The organism is Tardiphaga sp., assembly GCF_028290785.1.
In the GTDB taxonomy this organism is placed as follows: Bacteria; Pseudomonadota; Alphaproteobacteria; order Rhizobiales; family Xanthobacteraceae; genus Tardiphaga.
In genome coordinates this window covers 1-14,255 of the sequence record NZ_JAQGJD010000216.1, presented here as the reverse complement: position 1 = coordinate 14,255, position 14,255 = coordinate 1, and the positions used below count along the sequence as shown (strand labels likewise).

18 protein-coding genes are annotated in these 14,255 nt (G+C 64.5%); 4 read left to right on the top strand and 14 right to left on the bottom strand.

Annotated elements, in window-relative coordinates; all coding sequences use genetic code 11:
* The 3 genes from JWR89_RS12945 to JWR89_RS12935 form a co-directional block, all read left to right on the top strand.
* On the top strand, positions 1 to 1,199 hold a 1,199-nt coding region (locus JWR89_RS12945; protein ID WP_299716668.1), incomplete at its 5' end, for an FAD-dependent oxidoreductase.
* Positions 1,200 to 1,218: 19 nt separating this feature from the next.
* Entirely contained in the window at positions 1,219 to 2,007 is a 789-nt protein-coding gene (locus JWR89_RS12940; RefSeq protein ID WP_299716665.1) for an IclR family transcriptional regulator C-terminal domain-containing protein, read from the top strand.
* Between the two features lie 19 nt (positions 2,008 to 2,026).
* Positions 2,027 to 2,377, top strand: a complete 351-nt coding sequence (locus JWR89_RS12935) for a 5-carboxymethyl-2-hydroxymuconate Delta-isomerase (protein ID WP_299716662.1) — start codon at positions 2,027 to 2,029, stop codon at positions 2,375 to 2,377.
* A gap of 174 nt (positions 2,378 to 2,551) precedes the next feature.
* Here the strand turns inward: JWR89_RS12935 and JWR89_RS12930 are convergent, their stop codons facing one another.
* From JWR89_RS12930 to phnG, 10 genes are all read right to left on the bottom strand, one after another.
* Positions 2,552 to 2,854: an HU family DNA-binding protein gene (locus JWR89_RS12930; protein ID WP_299716659.1), complete on the bottom strand. Its 303-nt coding sequence runs from the start codon at positions 2,852 to 2,854 to the stop codon at positions 2,552 to 2,554.
* Between the two features lie 218 nt (positions 2,855 to 3,072).
* The gene (locus JWR89_RS12925) at positions 3,073 to 3,693 is read right to left on the bottom strand and encodes a pyridoxamine 5'-phosphate oxidase family protein (RefSeq protein ID WP_299716656.1); all 621 of its coding nucleotides are present in this window, start codon (positions 3,691 to 3,693) and stop codon (positions 3,073 to 3,075) included.
* A gap of 40 nt (positions 3,694 to 3,733) precedes the next feature.
* On the bottom strand, positions 3,734 to 4,312 hold the full coding sequence (gene phnN / locus JWR89_RS12920) for a phosphonate metabolism protein/1,5-bisphosphokinase (PRPP-forming) PhnN (protein ID WP_299716653.1): 579 nt from the start codon (positions 4,310 to 4,312) through the stop codon (positions 3,734 to 3,736).
* Entirely contained in the window at positions 4,309 to 5,466 is a 1,158-nt protein-coding gene (locus JWR89_RS12915) for an alpha-D-ribose 1-methylphosphonate 5-triphosphate diphosphatase (RefSeq protein WP_299716674.1), read from the bottom strand. The genes phnN and JWR89_RS12915 overlap by 4 nt, the downstream gene beginning before the upstream one ends.
* Positions 5,467 to 5,477: 11 nt before the next feature.
* Positions 5,478 to 6,176, bottom strand: a complete 699-nt coding sequence (gene phnL / locus JWR89_RS12910) for a phosphonate C-P lyase system protein PhnL (RefSeq protein ID WP_299716650.1) — start codon at positions 6,174 to 6,176, stop codon at positions 5,478 to 5,480.
* A 7-nt stretch (positions 6,177 to 6,183) separates the two neighbouring features.
* A complete protein-coding gene (gene phnK, locus JWR89_RS12905; protein WP_299716647.1) occupies positions 6,184 to 6,987 on the bottom strand; it encodes a phosphonate C-P lyase system protein PhnK in 804 nt (267 codons plus the stop codon).
* Positions 6,980 to 7,861 carry an alpha-D-ribose 1-methylphosphonate 5-phosphate C-P-lyase PhnJ gene (locus JWR89_RS12900; RefSeq protein ID WP_299716644.1) on the bottom strand — a complete coding sequence of 294 codons (882 nt, stop codon included), beginning with the start codon at positions 7,859 to 7,861 and terminating at the stop codon, positions 6,980 to 6,982. The genes phnK and JWR89_RS12900 overlap by 8 nt, the downstream gene beginning before the upstream one ends.
* A complete protein-coding gene (locus JWR89_RS12895; protein ID WP_299716641.1) occupies positions 7,858 to 8,964 on the bottom strand; it encodes a carbon-phosphorus lyase complex subunit PhnI in 1,107 nt (368 codons plus the stop codon). The genes JWR89_RS12900 and JWR89_RS12895 overlap by 4 nt, the downstream gene beginning before the upstream one ends.
* A gap of 2 nt (positions 8,965 to 8,966) precedes the next feature.
* On the bottom strand, positions 8,967 to 9,575 hold the full coding sequence (gene phnH, locus JWR89_RS12890) for a phosphonate C-P lyase system protein PhnH (RefSeq protein ID WP_299716638.1): 609 nt from the start codon (positions 9,573 to 9,575) through the stop codon (positions 8,967 to 8,969).
* 2 nt (positions 9,576 to 9,577) lie between these two features.
* Complete coding sequence (phnG, locus tag JWR89_RS12885) at positions 9,578 to 10,039, bottom strand: phosphonate C-P lyase system protein PhnG (RefSeq protein ID WP_299716635.1); 462 nt, start codon at positions 10,037 to 10,039, stop codon at positions 9,578 to 9,580.
* Positions 10,040 to 10,167: 128 nt separating this feature from the next.
* Here phnG and phnF point away from each other — a divergent pair, with 128 nt between their 5' ends.
* Positions 10,168 to 10,896 (top strand): phosphonate metabolism transcriptional regulator PhnF, encoded by a 729-nt coding sequence (gene phnF, locus JWR89_RS12880; RefSeq protein WP_299716632.1) that lies wholly within the window; start codon positions 10,168 to 10,170, stop codon positions 10,894 to 10,896.
* A 135-nt stretch (positions 10,897 to 11,031) separates the two neighbouring features.
* Here the strand turns inward: phnF and phnE (JWR89_RS12875) are convergent, their stop codons facing one another.
* The 4 genes from phnE (JWR89_RS12875) to JWR89_RS12860 all read right to left on the bottom strand — a co-directional run.
* Positions 11,032 to 11,880, bottom strand: a complete 849-nt coding sequence (gene phnE, locus JWR89_RS12875; RefSeq protein WP_299716671.1) for a phosphonate ABC transporter, permease protein PhnE — start codon at positions 11,878 to 11,880, stop codon at positions 11,032 to 11,034.
* 11 nt (positions 11,881 to 11,891) lie between these two features.
* Positions 11,892 to 12,776: a phosphonate ABC transporter, permease protein PhnE gene (phnE, locus tag JWR89_RS12870; RefSeq protein ID WP_299716629.1), complete on the bottom strand. Its 885-nt coding sequence runs from the start codon at positions 12,774 to 12,776 to the stop codon at positions 11,892 to 11,894.
* A gap of 76 nt (positions 12,777 to 12,852) precedes the next feature.
* On the bottom strand, positions 12,853 to 13,791 hold the full coding sequence (phnD, locus tag JWR89_RS12865; protein WP_299716626.1) for a phosphonate ABC transporter substrate-binding protein: 939 nt from the start codon (positions 13,789 to 13,791) through the stop codon (positions 12,853 to 12,855).
* A gap of 71 nt (positions 13,792 to 13,862) precedes the next feature.
* Positions 13,863 to 14,255: ATP-binding cassette domain-containing protein (locus tag JWR89_RS12860; RefSeq protein WP_299716623.1), on the bottom strand; the 393-nt coding region annotated here is incomplete at its 5' end.

Here is a 14,255-nt window from a genome sequence, read left to right as displayed (position 1 = left end):
GAGCGTCCTACGCTGGCGTCCAGGCCGGCATCAGCGCGCGCGAAAAGGGCTACCAGGCGCCGATCCGCATTGTCGCCGACGAAGTGCACCTGCCCTATCAACGGCCGCCGCTGTCGAAAGGCTTCCTCTCCGGCAGCGTCGCCCACAGCAACCTGATCCTGCGCGGCGACGATTACTTCAAGGCGCAGAACATCGAGATGGTGCTCGGCCATCGCGCGGTGCGGATCGATCGCGAGGCCAACGCGGTCGAGTTGGAGGGCGGCAACACCCTTGCCTACGATACACTGCTGATCGCCACCGGCTCGCGCGCGCGGCAGCTCACCGTTCCCGGCGCCGCAGATGCGGGTATCGTCTATCTGCGCACGCTGGATCACGCGGTGGATCTGAAACCGCGACTGGAGGCATCGAGTGAGGTCGTCATCATCGGCGGCGGCTTCATCGGTCTCGAAGTCGCGGCCACCGCGGCCAAGGCCGGCAAGAAGGTAGTGATGATCGAGGCGGTATCGCGGCTCCTGGAGCGCGCGGTGTCGCCGCTGATTTCACAGTTCCTGCTCGACACCCATGTCGCCCATGGCGTCGATATCCGCTTCCGGCAGAGCGTCACGGCTATCGAGAACAACGGCTCCGTCCACGAAGTGATCTGCTCCAACGGCGATCGCGTGCGCGGCGACCTGATCGTCGCCGGCATCGGCGGCATTCCCAATGACGAACTCGCCGCGACCGCCGGCGTGCTCTGCGCTAACGGCATCGACGTTGACGAGTTCGGCCAGAGCAGCGTTCCCAACATCTATGCTGCCGGGGATTGCAGCAATCATCACAACCTGTTTGCCGGCCGGCGCGTGCGGCTGGAGTCGGTGCAGAACGCCACCGACCAGGGCAAGGCAGCGGGCGCGGCGATTGCCGGCAAGCCCGAGCCTTATGTTGCCGTACCGCGCTTCTGGTCCGACCAGTACGATTGCAAATTGCAGATCGTCGGCCTCTCGGCGCCGGACGACACCGCGGTGATCCGCGGCGCGATCGAGGAGGGAAAATTCTCGGTGTTCTACTATCGCGGCGCGAAGCTGATGGCGGTGGACAGCATCAACCGGCCCGGCGACCAGATGATCGCGCGCCGCCTGATCGGCGCGGCGCTCTCGCCATCGCCGGAGCAGGCCGCGGACCTGTCGTTCGATCTGAAAAAACTGGAAGCCGTCGGTTGAACCGGGCAAGGGGCTGATCATGCCGAAGCTGAAGCGCGGCGACGGCGAGGAACGCGGCAATACCGATTTCATCGAAAGTCTCGACCGCGGCCTGCGGGTGTTCGAGCTGTTCGGCGCCGATGCCAGACCGATGACTCTGAGCGACCTCGCCAAGGCCGCCGACCTGCCGCGCGCCACCGCGCGCCGCATCCTGTTCACGCTGGAGCGCGCCGGCTTCGTCTCCAGCGACGGCAAGCTGTTCTCGCTGACGCCGCGGGTCCTGGTGCTGGCGGCGGCGTATCTGTCGTCCAATCAGGTGGTCGCGGTGCTGCAGCCGGTGCTCGACCGGCTGTCCAGCGCGGCTCAGGAAATCTCGTCACTCGCGATCCTCGACCGCCACGACGTGATCTTCATCGCGCGGGCCAGCCCGGCGCGGGTGTTTTCCGCCGGCATCGACCTCGGCTATCGGCTACCGGCGTTCTGCACGTCGGTCGGGCGCGCCATGCTCGGCAAGTATTCCAACGGCGAACTGGTGGCCGCGCTGGCCGCGATGGAGCTGAAGGCGATGACGCCGTTCACCGTCACCGACAAGGATCTGCTGCTGGCGACCATCATGACCGACCGCGAAAAAGGCTATTCGCTGGTCGACCGCGAGGCCGAGCCCGGCTTCCGCTCAATCTCGGTGCCGGTGCGGCGCTACGACGGCGAGATCGTCGCGGCCATCAACATGGGTGCCCATGTCGATCGCGTCTCCACCGGCGAGATGATCGACCGCTTCCTGCCCCTGCTGCGCGAGGCGTCGGACTCCGTGAAGTCGATGCTGCTGTAGTTCAATCAACGGGGTCCGCATGCCGCATATCGTCATCGAACATTCCAGCGAAGGCCACGCCGCCTTCGACGTCGTTGCGCTGATGCGCGCGTTGCATGACGCAGCCGCCGGCACCGGCGTGGTGCACGCCGCCGATCTCAAGGTTCGCGCGATGGCGTTCGAGAACTACCTGGTAGGCGGGAAGCGCGACGGCTTTTGCCACGCTTCGCTGTACCTGCTGGAAGGCCGCACACCGGAACAGAAGGTGATGCTGAGCGAAGCCCTGCGCGCGGCGATGGTGCGGCTGATGCCGCACACCACCAGCCTCAGTGTGGATATCCGCGACATGGATGCGGAAGCCTACAAGAAGCGATTGCTGGATCAGGCGTAGGATGGGTTCAGCACTTGCGAAACTCATCACCCCTCGGCTGACGCTTTGATGGGTTTCGCAAGTGCTCAACCCATCCTACGGCTTCGCCAAACGACAACGGCGCGACATTCCGGGGAATGCCGCGCCGTTCTCTACTCAGTCGCTGCGGTCGCCGGACGGCGACCGCGCGTCAGATCAAACCGCGTCCTTGGCGGCCTTGACCGGACGGGCGCGGACGATCTTGCGGGCCGGCTTGGCCTTAAACACCATCGGCTCGCCGTTGAAGGGGTTGGTGCCCTTGCGCGCCTTGGTGGCGGGCTTCTTGATGACGACGAACTTGGCGAAGCCGGGGACCAGGAACACGCCGTTCTTCTTGAGTTCCTTGTAGCCGATCACGGCCAGGGTCTCGAGAACGCCCTTGACGTCCTTCTTGGTCAGTTCGGTGTGGGACTCATTGATTTTCTCGATGAGCTGCGACTTCGTCATTTGATCGGCCATGGGGCACCTTTGTGTGAGTGATTCGGTGACACAGACACTATGAGGAAATGCGGGAAAAAACCCGCACTCCCTGCGGTTTTCACAGATTTTGCGGGGAAAAGCGGTGTTTTTTGACCTCCGGCGCGTGATTCGGCTTGCACGGCAGGGTTTGCCGCACCCGGCAAGCCCAAAATCCTTCAATGAAAGGGGCTATGGATTCGAACGTCCGAAGGACCGCCCTACCACAGCGTTTGCCGCGCCCGCTCCGGCCAGATCCGGTCGTATTCGGCGCCGCCGACCCGGCTCTCGCTCATCTCCGCAAGGATCTGTCCGGGGGTAGGCAACGTCGCGGGATCGATCCGCCTGTCCGGATTCCACAGCTCGGAGCGCACGATGGCGCGGGCGCACTGGAAATAGATTTCCCCGACCGTCATGACGATCACCGATCGCGGCGCCTTGCCCTCGACCTTGAACGAGGCCAGCAATTCCGGATCGACCGACAATTGCGCCGCGCCGTTGATGCGCAGCGTGGTGCCGGCGCCGGGGATCAGGAACAGCAGCGCGATGCGCGGATCGCGCACGATGTTGCGCAAGGAATCCACGCGGTTGTTGCCGCGGCGGTCCGGCATCATCAGCGTCCGTTCGTTGTGGATGCGGACGAAGCCCGCCACATCGCCGCGCGGCGAGCAGTCCAGCCCCTCCGGTCCGCTGGTCGCCAGCGCGACGAACGGCGACACCTCGATCAGGCGGCGATAGGACGGCGTGATCCGGTCGGCGACCTTGGCGGTGGAGGCTTCGCCAATTTCATCGAACGCGCCATAAATCTGTTCGAGTTGCTCGATGGTGGTGATCACGGACATCGGGAATCTCCTGCTGCAAACGTCGGCGACTGCGGTCCGGTCATCGCCCCCGGATAACGCGAACAAGTTCATTGGCATGGTCTTCGGCGCGGCCGACATTCTGGATGATCACGTCAGGCTCCGCGCCCTCGACGTGGCGGCGCAGCCGCTCGCCGACCGGACCGTCGCTGCCACGACCCCGCGCGGCGAGGCGTGCGGCGAGAACCTCCTGCGGCGCGGTGACCGACACCACGACGACATCGGCAAAGGCGGCGCGCAGCGTAGCGATGACCGTCCGCGAAATATTGGCGACGACACTGCGGCCGGCGCGGATGCTATCGTCGATGCCTGCAGGCAGCGCGTAGCTCAAGCCATGGGCCTCCCAGGAGACCGCAAAGTCGCCGCGCGCCCGGGCGAAAGCGAAGGCTTCCGACGTTACCTGCTCGTTGTCCTCGAAGCCGGAGGATTCCCGCGTCACCACGCGACGGACGAACACGACCGTTTCATCGCCAGCGCAGGCGGCGCGCGCGAGATCGATCAGCGTATCCTTGCCGGCGCCTGATGGGCCGACGACCAGCACCAGCCGACCGGGCCCGATCTTTGCCGTGCGCGGCTCGGATATCGCTGAGGTGTCGGTCATGCCACCCGGTGCCCCTCGCGCCAGACGCTGCGTACCACCGGAATGTCGCGGGCGACATGGACGCGGATCACGTCGGCGCGCTTGCCGACGGCGATCTCGCCGCGGTCAGGCAGGCCGACCGCTTCGGCGGGACGCTTGGTGACGGTGCGTACCGCAGCCGCCAGATCGATCGACTTGACGCGCTCGGGCAGCTGCAGCGCCGCCATCAGGAGACTGGAAGGGATGTAGTCCGACGACAGGATGTCGAGCAGCCCTTCGCGGGCGAGATCGACTGCGGCGATGTTGCCGGAATGCGAGCCGTTGCGCACCACATTGGGCGCGCCCATCAGGATGCCGATGCCGGCCTCGTGCAGGCCGCGAGCGGCCTCCAGCGTGGTCGGAAATTCCGCCACCGATACACGGTCGCGGATCGCATCGACGACGTTCTCGTCGGTGGTGTCGTCGTGGCTGGCGAGCGGGATGTTGTGCTGCTGCGCCAATGCCACGATGTCGCGCAGGTTGTCGGCGGCGTACAGCCGCTGATATTCGAAGCGCTGCGCGAACAATTCGTCGAGCTCGGCATCGGTCTTGCCGGCGCCCTTGCCGCGATAATAGGTGCGCAGCTTGGCTTCGTCGCGAAACTGGCGCTGGCCGGGGGTGTGGTCCATCAGCGACATCAGCCGCACGTCGGGGCGGCCGATCAACTCCTTCGCTTCGTCTACCACGCTCGGCATTGGAATCTCGCAGCGGAGATGCAGGAAGTGGTCGGCGCGTAGAATTCCGGCGTCGCGAGCCGAGCCGATGGCGTCGGCCAGCAGCCCCGCATGGCCGTCGGCTTCTTCGGCACCCTTCTCGCGCCATACCCGCAGCGAATCCAGCACCGTGGTGATGCCCGAGGTGGCGAGCTGCGCGTCATAGGAGACGACCGCGGCAACCGGATCCCAGAACACTTTCGGACGCGGCACGAAATGCGCTTCGAGGTGATCGGTATGCAGTTCGATCAGGCCGGGCATGATCAAGTCGCCATGGGCATCGTCGCAGCCTTCGGGCGCGTCGCCCTCGCCGAATTCGGCGATCTTGCCGTCCGCGAAGGCGATCCAGCCCTGCTCGATGACGCGATCCGCGAGCACGATTTTCGCGTTGCCGATGACGGCCTCTGTCTGCTTCGTCTTCATCATGTCTTCTCTCAGGCGTTCGCGGCAAACGATGTCACATCGACCAGCCGGTCGGCAATCAAATGACGGACTTCGTCGTCATGGACAATGGCGACCATGGCGACGCCAGCGCGTTTCTTCTCGGCCACCAATTCGACCACGACGGCGCGGTTGGCGGCGTCCAAGGAGGCGGTCGGCTCGTCGAGCAGCAGGATGGGCAGGTCGGAGATGAAGCCGCGGGCGATATTGACGCGCTGCTGCTCGCCACCGGAAAAGGTCGAGGGCGGCAGCTTCCACAGCCGATCGGGAATATTGAGGCGGCGCAGCAGCACGCCGGCGCGCTCGCGCGCTTCCGCGCGCGCGACACCTGCGGCGAGCAGCGGCTCCGCCACCACATCGAGCGACGCCACCCGTGGGACCGCGCGCAAGAACTGACTGACATAGCCGATGGTGTGGCGGCGCACGCCGAGGATCTGGCGCGGTTCGGCACTGGCGATATCGAGCAGCGCGCCCATGTGCTGCACGCAGATAGCACCGCCGTCGCAGCGATAGTTGCCAAAAATCATCTTCAGGATTGAGGATTTTCCGGCGCCACTTGGGCCGCCCAGCACCACGCATTCGCCGGGCGCGACGTGAAACGAAACGCCGCGCACGACGGGTAGACGGATGCCGTCCTGCAGGTGCATCACAAAGGTCTTTTCCGCGTTGCGGATGTCGATCATCGGAATCATTTGCGCCTCATGCCGGCAGGATCGAGGAAACGAGCAGCTGCGTATAGGGTTCGCGGGGATCGTCGAGCACCTGGTCGGTCAGCCCAGTCTCAATGACGCGGCCGCCCTGCATCACCATCACCCGGTGCGACAGCAGCCGCGCCACCGCGAGGTCATGGGTGACGACGATGGCGGCAAGACCGAGCTCGCTGACCAGCGTGCGCATCATGTCCAGCAAGCGGGCTTGCACCGAAACGTCGAGGCCGCCGGTGGGTTCGTCCATGAAGACGAGGCGCGGCTCGGTGACGAGGTTGCGCGCGATCTGCAACCGCTGCCGCATGCCGCCAGAATAGGTCTTGGGAGCGTCGTCAATGCGGTCCGTGGAGATTTCGACGCGCTCCAGCCAGGAGGCCGCGGTCTGGCGGATCTTGCCGTAGTGGTTGTGGCCGACCGCCATCAGCCGCTCGCCGACATTGGCGCCGGCCGAGACGCCCATGCGCAGGCCCATCGCCGCGTCCTGATGCACGAATCCCCAGTCGGTGCGAAACAAAAACCGCCGTTCGGCCTCGCCCAGCGCCGCGAGATCGCGCATCACGCCGTCGCGCATCCGGTAGGACACCGAGCCGGCGTTTGGCGTCATCTGCGCCGACAGCAGTTGCAGCAGCGTCGATTTGCCGGAGCCGGACTCGCCGACGATGGCCAGCACTTCGCCGGGATACAGCGCAAAGGAGACATCGCGGCAGGCATGGAGCCGGCCGAACGACTTCGAAAGGCCCTCGGCAAGCAGCAGCGGTTGATCGTTATCAACAGGGGCTTTGGTCACATCAAGCATGCCGGTTCTCCGCATAGGGCGCGCTCTCGCTGCCGCGATGGCCTTCGGCCTGTCGCGTCTCGCAAAAATCGGTGTCGGAGCAGACGAACATCCGGCTGCCCGCATTGTCGGTCACGATCTCGTCGAGATAAGATTCGCCGGCGCCGCACAGCGCGCAGCAGGCGTCGTGCTTGTAGCGCGTGAACGGATGGTCCTCGAAATCGAGCGACACCACCGAGGTGTAAGGCGGAATCGCATAGATGCGCTTTTCGCGGCCGGCGCCGAATAGCTGCAGCGCCGGGCAATTATCCATCTTCGGGTTGTCGAATTTCGGCGTCGGCGACGGGTCCATCACGTAACGCGCATTGACCTTGACCGGATAGGCATAGGCAGTGGCGATGTGGCCGAACCGCGCGATGTCCTCATAGAGCTTCACATGCATCAGGCCGTATTCGCCAAGCGCATGCATGCGCCTTGTCTCGGTCTCGCGCGGCTCGAGAAAGCGCAGCGGCTCCGGGATCGGGACCTGATAGACCAGCACTTGCTTCTCGTGCAGCGGCGCTTCGGGAATGCGATGGCGGGTCTGGATCACGGTGGCATCGAGCGTGCTGGTGGTGACGGCCACGCCCGCGGTCTTCTCGAAGAATTTTCGGATCGAGATCGCGTTGGTGGTGTCGTCGGAACCCTGGTCGATCACCTTCAGCACGTCGGTAACGCCGAGAATCGCCGCGGTCACCTGCACTCCGCCGGTGCCCCAGCCATAGGGCATCGGCATTTCGCGTGATGCGAACGGCACCTGATAGCCGGGGATCGCGATCGCCTTCAAAATGGCGCGTCGGATCATCCGCTTGGTCTGTTCGTCGAGGTAAGCAAAGTTATATGTCGGCGCGTTCATTCCGCGGCCTCCTTCATGGCGTCGGGGGCGCTGTTGGCGTCGTGAAACTCCTTGCGGAGTTTTCGCAACAGCCCGAGTTCGGACTGGAAATCGACGTAATGCGGCAGCTTGAGATGCTCGACGAAGCCCGTGGCCTGCACATTGTCGGAATGCGACAGCACAAATTCCTCGTCCTGCGAGGGGGCGACGACGTCCTCGCCGAGTTCGCGCGCGCGCAACGCGCGATCGACCAGCGCCATCGACATCACCTTGCGCTCGCTCTGTCCGAAGGCCAGGCCATAGCCGCGGGTGAAGGACGGCGCCTCGGTGTCGGTGCCCTTGAACTGGTTGACCATCTGACATTCAGTCAGCGTGATCGCACCGAGCGGCACGGCGAAACCAACATCCTCGGCCATGAACTCGACTTCCACTTCGCCGAGGCGGATCTCGCCGGCGAAGGGATGATTGCGCCCATAACCGCGCTGCGAGGAATAGCCGAGCGACAGAAGGAAGCCTTCGTCGGCGCGGGCAAGGTTCTGCAGCCGCAGGTCGCGCTCCGCCGGGAAGCTCAGCGCATCGCGGGTGAGATCGCCGACCGGCTGCTCCGCATCTTCCGCTGGCGAGGATTCGATCAGGCCGTCACGGCCGAGAATGTCGGTAACGCGGGGCATCACCGCCGGCTGCGCCTCGGCCAGCACCGGCTGTTCCGGCATGGATTCTTCCGTCAGCACCGGATCGAGCAGCCGATGGGTGTAGTCGAAGGTCGAACCGAGAATCTGGCCGCCCGGCATGTCCTTGAAGGTCGAGGAAATCCGACGCCGCACCCGCATCTGCGAGGTATCGACCGGCTCGCTGGCGCCGAACCGCGGCAGCGTGGCGCGAAAGGCGCGCAGCAGGAAGATCGCCTCGATCATGTCGCCGCGGGCCTGCTTGATGGCGAGCGCGGCGAGTTCGCGGTCATACAGCGAGCCCTCGGTCATGACGCGGTCGACGCCGAGGCTGAGCTGCTCGGAGATCTGCGACAGCGACACTTCCGGCACGGCGCGATCGCCGCGGCGCTCGTGCGCCAGTAGCCGGTGCGCGTTTTCGATGGCGCGTTCGCCACCCTTGACGGCGACATACATGGTCAGCCTTCCTTTGCAGTGAGCCGCGTGGTGCGCGGGATGGCGACGACAGCGTCATCGGCAACGAGGACGAGGTCGATGCCGCGCGGAAACAGTTTGGCGTTCAACGAGAGCCGATCGAGCAGATCCGGCAGATCGATGCTCGCGCGCAGGATGGCGACGCCGTCGATGCCGGGGCCGCGCAACTCATAGGCCGGACCTTCGGTCAGGCTGCCGACCTGCAGGATAATGGTGGTGGAGCGATCCGGATATTCGCCGGTGCCGAACGAGAATTCCTCGAAATCCGGCAGTGCGCGGGCGTCGGCGATCAGCGCGAAGCTGCACACCGAGGACCCCGCAATCACGGGGGCGCTGGTGTGAAATTTGATCCACTTGGCGACGTTGGGCGTTGCGGCCATCGCAGCGTCGAGCCACACCGGGGTGTCCTGATCGAACAACGTCAGCGCGATGGCGGCCGAACCGCGCATCATCGGCGATGGCACGCCGGAGGCCGCCTCGATGCGCTGCACAGAGCCCGGCCGCGCCATCGCGTCCATCACCGAACGGAAGGTGGATTGCGCGGACAACACCTTGTCGGCGAAACCCGCCGGCATTTCTGCAATCGTGGTCATGGTCAGCCCTCCCCGCGTACGAGCGTATAGAAATCGACTTTGGTCGCTGCGGTCTGGGCGGCCCTTTGCTGCCGGTCCTCAGCGATGCGTCCGCGCAATGGCGCCAACACCTTCGTTTCCACAGCGTCGGTAAACGCGTCGGTCTGGATCAGCGCGTCGCACAGCGCGATCAGCTCGGCCTTGGTGCGGTCGCGGCCCAGCGTGTAACCGAAGCCGACCTCGCCGCTGGCCAGCCGCACAGCGGCGCGCGACACGGTCGCTTCGCCCAGATTGAACGGCGCGCCGTCGCCACCGATCCGGCCGCGCAGCATCACCAGGCCATTCTCCGGCTCACGGAGCTGCTCGTAAGCGGGGACGTCGAGCGCTGCGAGGTGGCCGGCGATCTCTGCCGTCGCGGCATGGACCAGCACCGCCATGGCGGCCTGCCGCCGGGTCTGCTGGCCGTTAAGGAAGGTTGAGGTCATGGGCATCTCGTCTGGATCAAGTTGTCTATGTTGTTAGACAACTTGATAGGCGCGCGCAATGACCGTTTCGTGACAGCGACATGATTTTTCGCTATCCCTGCGCAGCATAATTGTGAGACGACACCACCGTGAACATCCAGGACAAACCCACCGGCGTGGCGCTGTGGCGGCAGGTCGCCGACGGCATCGAACGCGGCATCGCCGACGGCACCTATCCGTCCGGCGAAAAATTACCGGGCGAGACCGAGATCGCAGAAATCTACCGGGTCAACCGCCACACCGTGCGCCGTGCGCTGGCGACGCTGGCGGAACGCGGCCTTGTCCGCGCCGAGCGCGGCAGCGGCACCTATGTGGAAGCGCCGAAGTTGAGCTATCCGTTACGCTCGCGCACCCGGTTCTCCGAGATCGTCGGTGCCGGCGGCCGCGAGCCGGACGGCAAGATGATCGACGCCTTTACCGAACCGTCGCCGCGCGACATCGCCAAACAACTTGGCCTGAAGACCGGCGCACTGCTGGTGCGGATCGAGGCGCTGCGTTTCGCCGACAGGACGCCGATCTGCATCGGCACCACCTGGTTTCCCGCCAGCCGCTTTGCCGATGCGGCCGAGGTCTATGCACGGCTGAATTCGACGACGAAACTACTCGCGCATTACGGCATCCGAGATTATCGCCGGCTCTCGACGCGCATCACCGCAGCTATCGTCAGTGCCACCGACGCAGCCAAGCTCGACCTTGCGTTGGGACGCTCGGTGCTGATCGTCGAGAGCACCGATGTCGATCTGGATGGCACACCATTGAAAGTCTCACGCAGCCGCTTTGTCGCCGAACGGGTTGAGTTTGTGGTGGAGAACGCGTAGCGCGAAGCGCCGCCGTCCGTCATTGCGAGGAGCCCTTGCGACGAAGCAATCCAGTTCTTCTTCACTTGCGACTCTGGATTGCCGCGTCGCTTCGCTCCTCGCAATGACGGCAGAGAGGCCTGTGGCTCCCGGTCGTCACACCACCGCGCGCCGCCCGATAATCGCAAAGCGCAGCCGGCTCGAGATAAGATCGATCGCCGCCACGGCCACCAGGATCATCAGGATCAGGAACGACACCTTCTGCCATTCCAGCACGCGGATCTGCTCGGCGAGCTGCAGCCCGATGCCGCCGGCGCCGACGATACCGATGATGGTGGCGGAGCGGGTGTTGGATTCGATGAAATACAGCACCTGTCCCGCGATCACCGGCAGCACCTGCGGCAATAGGCCGAAACGGATCTCGTGCAGCGCGCTGCCGCCGGAAGCGCGGATACCCTCGACCTGCTTCTTGTCGGCCCCCTCGATCGCTTCGGAGAACAGCTTTCCAAAGGCGCCGAAATCCGACACCGCAATCGCCAGCACGCCCGCGAACGGGCCGAGCCCGACCACGTTGATCCACACCAGCGCCCAGATCAGCGTATCGACGCCGCGGATCGAGTCCAGGAAGCGGCGCACCGGAAAACGCAACCACGGCGACGGAATGATGTTTCGCGCCGCCAGCAGGCTGACCGGCAGCGCAAACACGGCGGCCAGCGTGGTGCCGAGCAGCGCGATCGACAGCGTCTCGCCCATCGCGGCGAGATAGGCCGGTAGCGACGAGCCGGGATTCGGCGGGATCATCATCATGACGATCCAGCCGAGTTGCTTGAGGCCGGAGAGCATCCGCGCCGGCGAGAATTCCAGCTCGTTGAGACCGAAAATGAACAGCGCCAACGCCGCGACGATAATCGCCGGCACCGCTGCGCGGGACGCCATCGGCCGGTTGAAAACCGCCGGGTAGCGCGCGCGCAGTTCCTCGCTATTAACGCTCGGCAGCTTGCTCATGACCGGTTTGCTCAAGATCTTGCTTCCTTGCCGAACAACCGGCCGCGCATCCAGCCGGTGCCGATGTCGATGATGAACACCGTAGCGATGATCATCACGAGGATGGCGCTGACATCGGAATAGTAGAATTTCCGGACCGCGACGACGAGTTCCTGGCCGATGCCACCTGCGCCGACGAAACCCATCACCGAGGCGCCGCGCACATTGATCTCGAAGCGCAGCAGCGTGTAGCTGGCGAAGCCGGCGGCGACCTGCGGCAGCACGGCAAAGCGCATGCAGTCGGTCCAGCCGGCGCCGGTGGAGCGGATGCCCTCGACCGGCTTCATGTCGATATTCTCGACGATTTCGCTGTATTGCTTGCCGAGCGCGCCGACGCAGTGAATCGCGATCGCCAGCACGCCGGCCATCGGACCAAGGCCGAAGGCGATCACAAAGATCAGTGCAAACACGATGTCCGGCACGGTGCGGCAGAATTCCATGAAGCGCTTGACGGCGAAGCGCAGCGCCGCCGACGGCGCGGTATTCTCCGCGGCGAGAAAATTCAGTCCGAAGGCGAGAACGGCCCCGACAAGGGTGCCGACGTAGCTGATCAGCACGGTCTCGCCTAGCAGCGACAACCATTTCCGCCAGCCCCAGAACCATTCCCCGATATCCGACCACACCCGCACGCCGCCATCGAGGGTGAAAATGCGATCGAAGTAGCTGGCGAAATTACCGATTTTGCCGAAGAAAGTGCCGAGATTGACCTCCGCTCCCATCGCCGCCATCAGCAGCGCCGCAAAGCACACCGCGGTCACTAGGGTGGTGCGCAGCCGCTTCTTCGCCACCGCCTTGCGATAGGCTCCGTTCAGCGCCGCAAGCTGTTGGTCCGGCAGGATGGAGACGGCGGCGGGCATATCGGCACCTTGTTGAAGTCAGGCAAAGAAAAAGAGCCGGATCGCTATGATCCGGCTCTCGTCAGTCGTGCAGCGATCAGGACGCCTTCTTTTTGCGCAGGGCGTCGACGAACTTGATCAGGTCGATGGTCGCATCCCAGTCCTTGGTGGTCGCGGCGTGAAAACCCTTCTTCTGGCCGTCGGACAGTTTTTCGAAGGCGGCCTTGTCCTTGGTCGGCGCATCGACGAAGGCCTTGGCGATAGCGGACTTGAGGTCGGCCGGCAGATCCGAGCTGTAGGCATAGGGGCCGTTGATGATCGGCGCGGACTTGTGGACGATGCGGAAGTCTTCCTTCTTCATCGGCGTGCCGTCGGCGTTCTTCAGCATGCCCTTGGTCAGCATCTGCGAGAGCGTGGAGTCGTTGTCGTTGGTCCACTGGTTCGCGGCGACGTCAACCGTCCCCTGTGACAGCGCCAGCAGTGCGTTCTCGTGGCTGCCGGTGAACACGACCTTGCTGAAATAGGTGTCGGCATCGGAGATGCCCATCTTGTCGAGTTCGAAGCGCGGAACATTGTTGCCCGACGTCGAATTCGGATCGACCAGGCCGAGGTTCTTGCCCTTCAGGTTGTCGATGGTCTTGTAGGCGCTGTTGGCCTTGACGAAGAACACCGAGTAATAACCGGTCGAACCATCAATGTTGATGTCGTTGGCAAAGGCGTCGGTCGCGACGCCGGTCAGGCGGGCGCGGGCGAACGAGGCGGAACCGTAGCTGGCGATCTGGATATTGCCGGCGCGCTGGCCTTCGATCACCGCGGCGTAGTCGTTGGCGATGCGCAAATTGACCTTCACGCCGAGTTCCTTCGACAGATAAGCCACGAACGGCGCCCAGCGCTCACTCACGCCCGAGGCATTTTCGGCCGGAATGATGGCGAAGGTCAGTTCCGGATATTTGGTCTTGTAGTCCTGCGCCGAGGCCGCGGTGGCGGCGAAGGCGAGCGCCGCGGCGCTCAGCATAATGGTACGGCGGTTGATCATGGTAGTCCCCATTGTGATCGGTGTTGGATGGCGCTTGCGAAATACAAGACGGATATGTCGTTGACGCGACGTCAGGCCACGGCGGCTTCGTTGAACGCTGGCACCGGTGCGCCGGCCGGCATCTGGCCGCGGCTCGTGCCCATCACCTCGTCGGCCTCAAGATCGTAGAGTTCGCGCGCGATGTGTTCGGTGAGCGCCGCGGGCGCGCCGTCAAACACGACCCGACCGGCCGACATGCCGATCAGCCGGTCGCAATAGGTCCGCGCCAGATCCAGCGAATGCAGGTTGCACATCACGGTGATGCCGAAGTGCTTGTTGATGCGCAGCAGCGCATCCATCACGATGCGCGTGTTACGCGGATCCAATGAGGCGATCGGCTCGTCCGCCAGAATAATGTTGGGCTGCTGCACCAGCGCACGCGCGATGGCGACGCGCTGCTGCTGGCCGCCGGAGAGATCGCGCGG

Coding starts and splice junctions, on each gene's coding strand:
- JWR89_RS12940 (WP_299716665.1), top strand. CDS start 1,219: ATGCCGAAGCTGAAGCGCGGCGACGGCGAGGAACGCGGCAATACCGAT.
- JWR89_RS12935 (WP_299716662.1), top strand. CDS start 2,027: ATGCCGCATATCGTCATCGAACATTCCAGCGAAGGCCACGCCGCCTTC.
- JWR89_RS12930 (WP_299716659.1), bottom strand. CDS start 2,854: ATGGCCGATCAAATGACGAAGTCGCAGCTCATCGAGAAAATCAATGAG.
- JWR89_RS12925 (WP_299716656.1), bottom strand. CDS start 3,693: ATGTCCGTGATCACCACCATCGAGCAACTCGAACAGATTTATGGCGCG.
- phnN (WP_299716653.1), bottom strand. CDS start 4,312: ATGACCGACACCTCAGCGATATCCGAGCCGCGCACGGCAAAGATCGGG.
- JWR89_RS12915 (WP_299716674.1), bottom strand. CDS start 5,466: ATGAAGACGAAGCAGACAGAGGCCGTCATCGGCAACGCGAAAATCGTG.
- phnL (WP_299716650.1), bottom strand. CDS start 6,176: ATGATTCCGATGATCGACATCCGCAACGCGGAAAAGACCTTTGTGATG.
- phnK (WP_299716647.1), bottom strand. CDS start 6,987: ATGCTTGATGTGACCAAAGCCCCTGTTGATAACGATCAACCGCTGCTG.
- JWR89_RS12900 (WP_299716644.1), bottom strand. CDS start 7,861: ATGAACGCGCCGACATATAACTTTGCTTACCTCGACGAACAGACCAAG.
- JWR89_RS12895 (WP_299716641.1), bottom strand. CDS start 8,964: ATGTATGTCGCCGTCAAGGGTGGCGAACGCGCCATCGAAAACGCGCAC.
- phnH (WP_299716638.1), bottom strand. CDS start 9,575: ATGACCACGATTGCAGAAATGCCGGCGGGTTTCGCCGACAAGGTGTTG.
- phnG (WP_299716635.1), bottom strand. CDS start 10,039: ATGACCTCAACCTTCCTTAACGGCCAGCAGACCCGGCGGCAGGCCGCC.
- phnE (WP_299716671.1), bottom strand. CDS start 11,880: ATGAGCAAGCTGCCGAGCGTTAATAGCGAGGAACTGCGCGCGCGCTAC.
- phnE (WP_299716629.1), bottom strand. CDS start 12,776: ATGCCCGCCGCCGTCTCCATCCTGCCGGACCAACAGCTTGCGGCGCTG.
- phnD (WP_299716626.1), bottom strand. CDS start 13,791: ATGATCAACCGCCGTACCATTATGCTGAGCGCCGCGGCGCTCGCCTTC.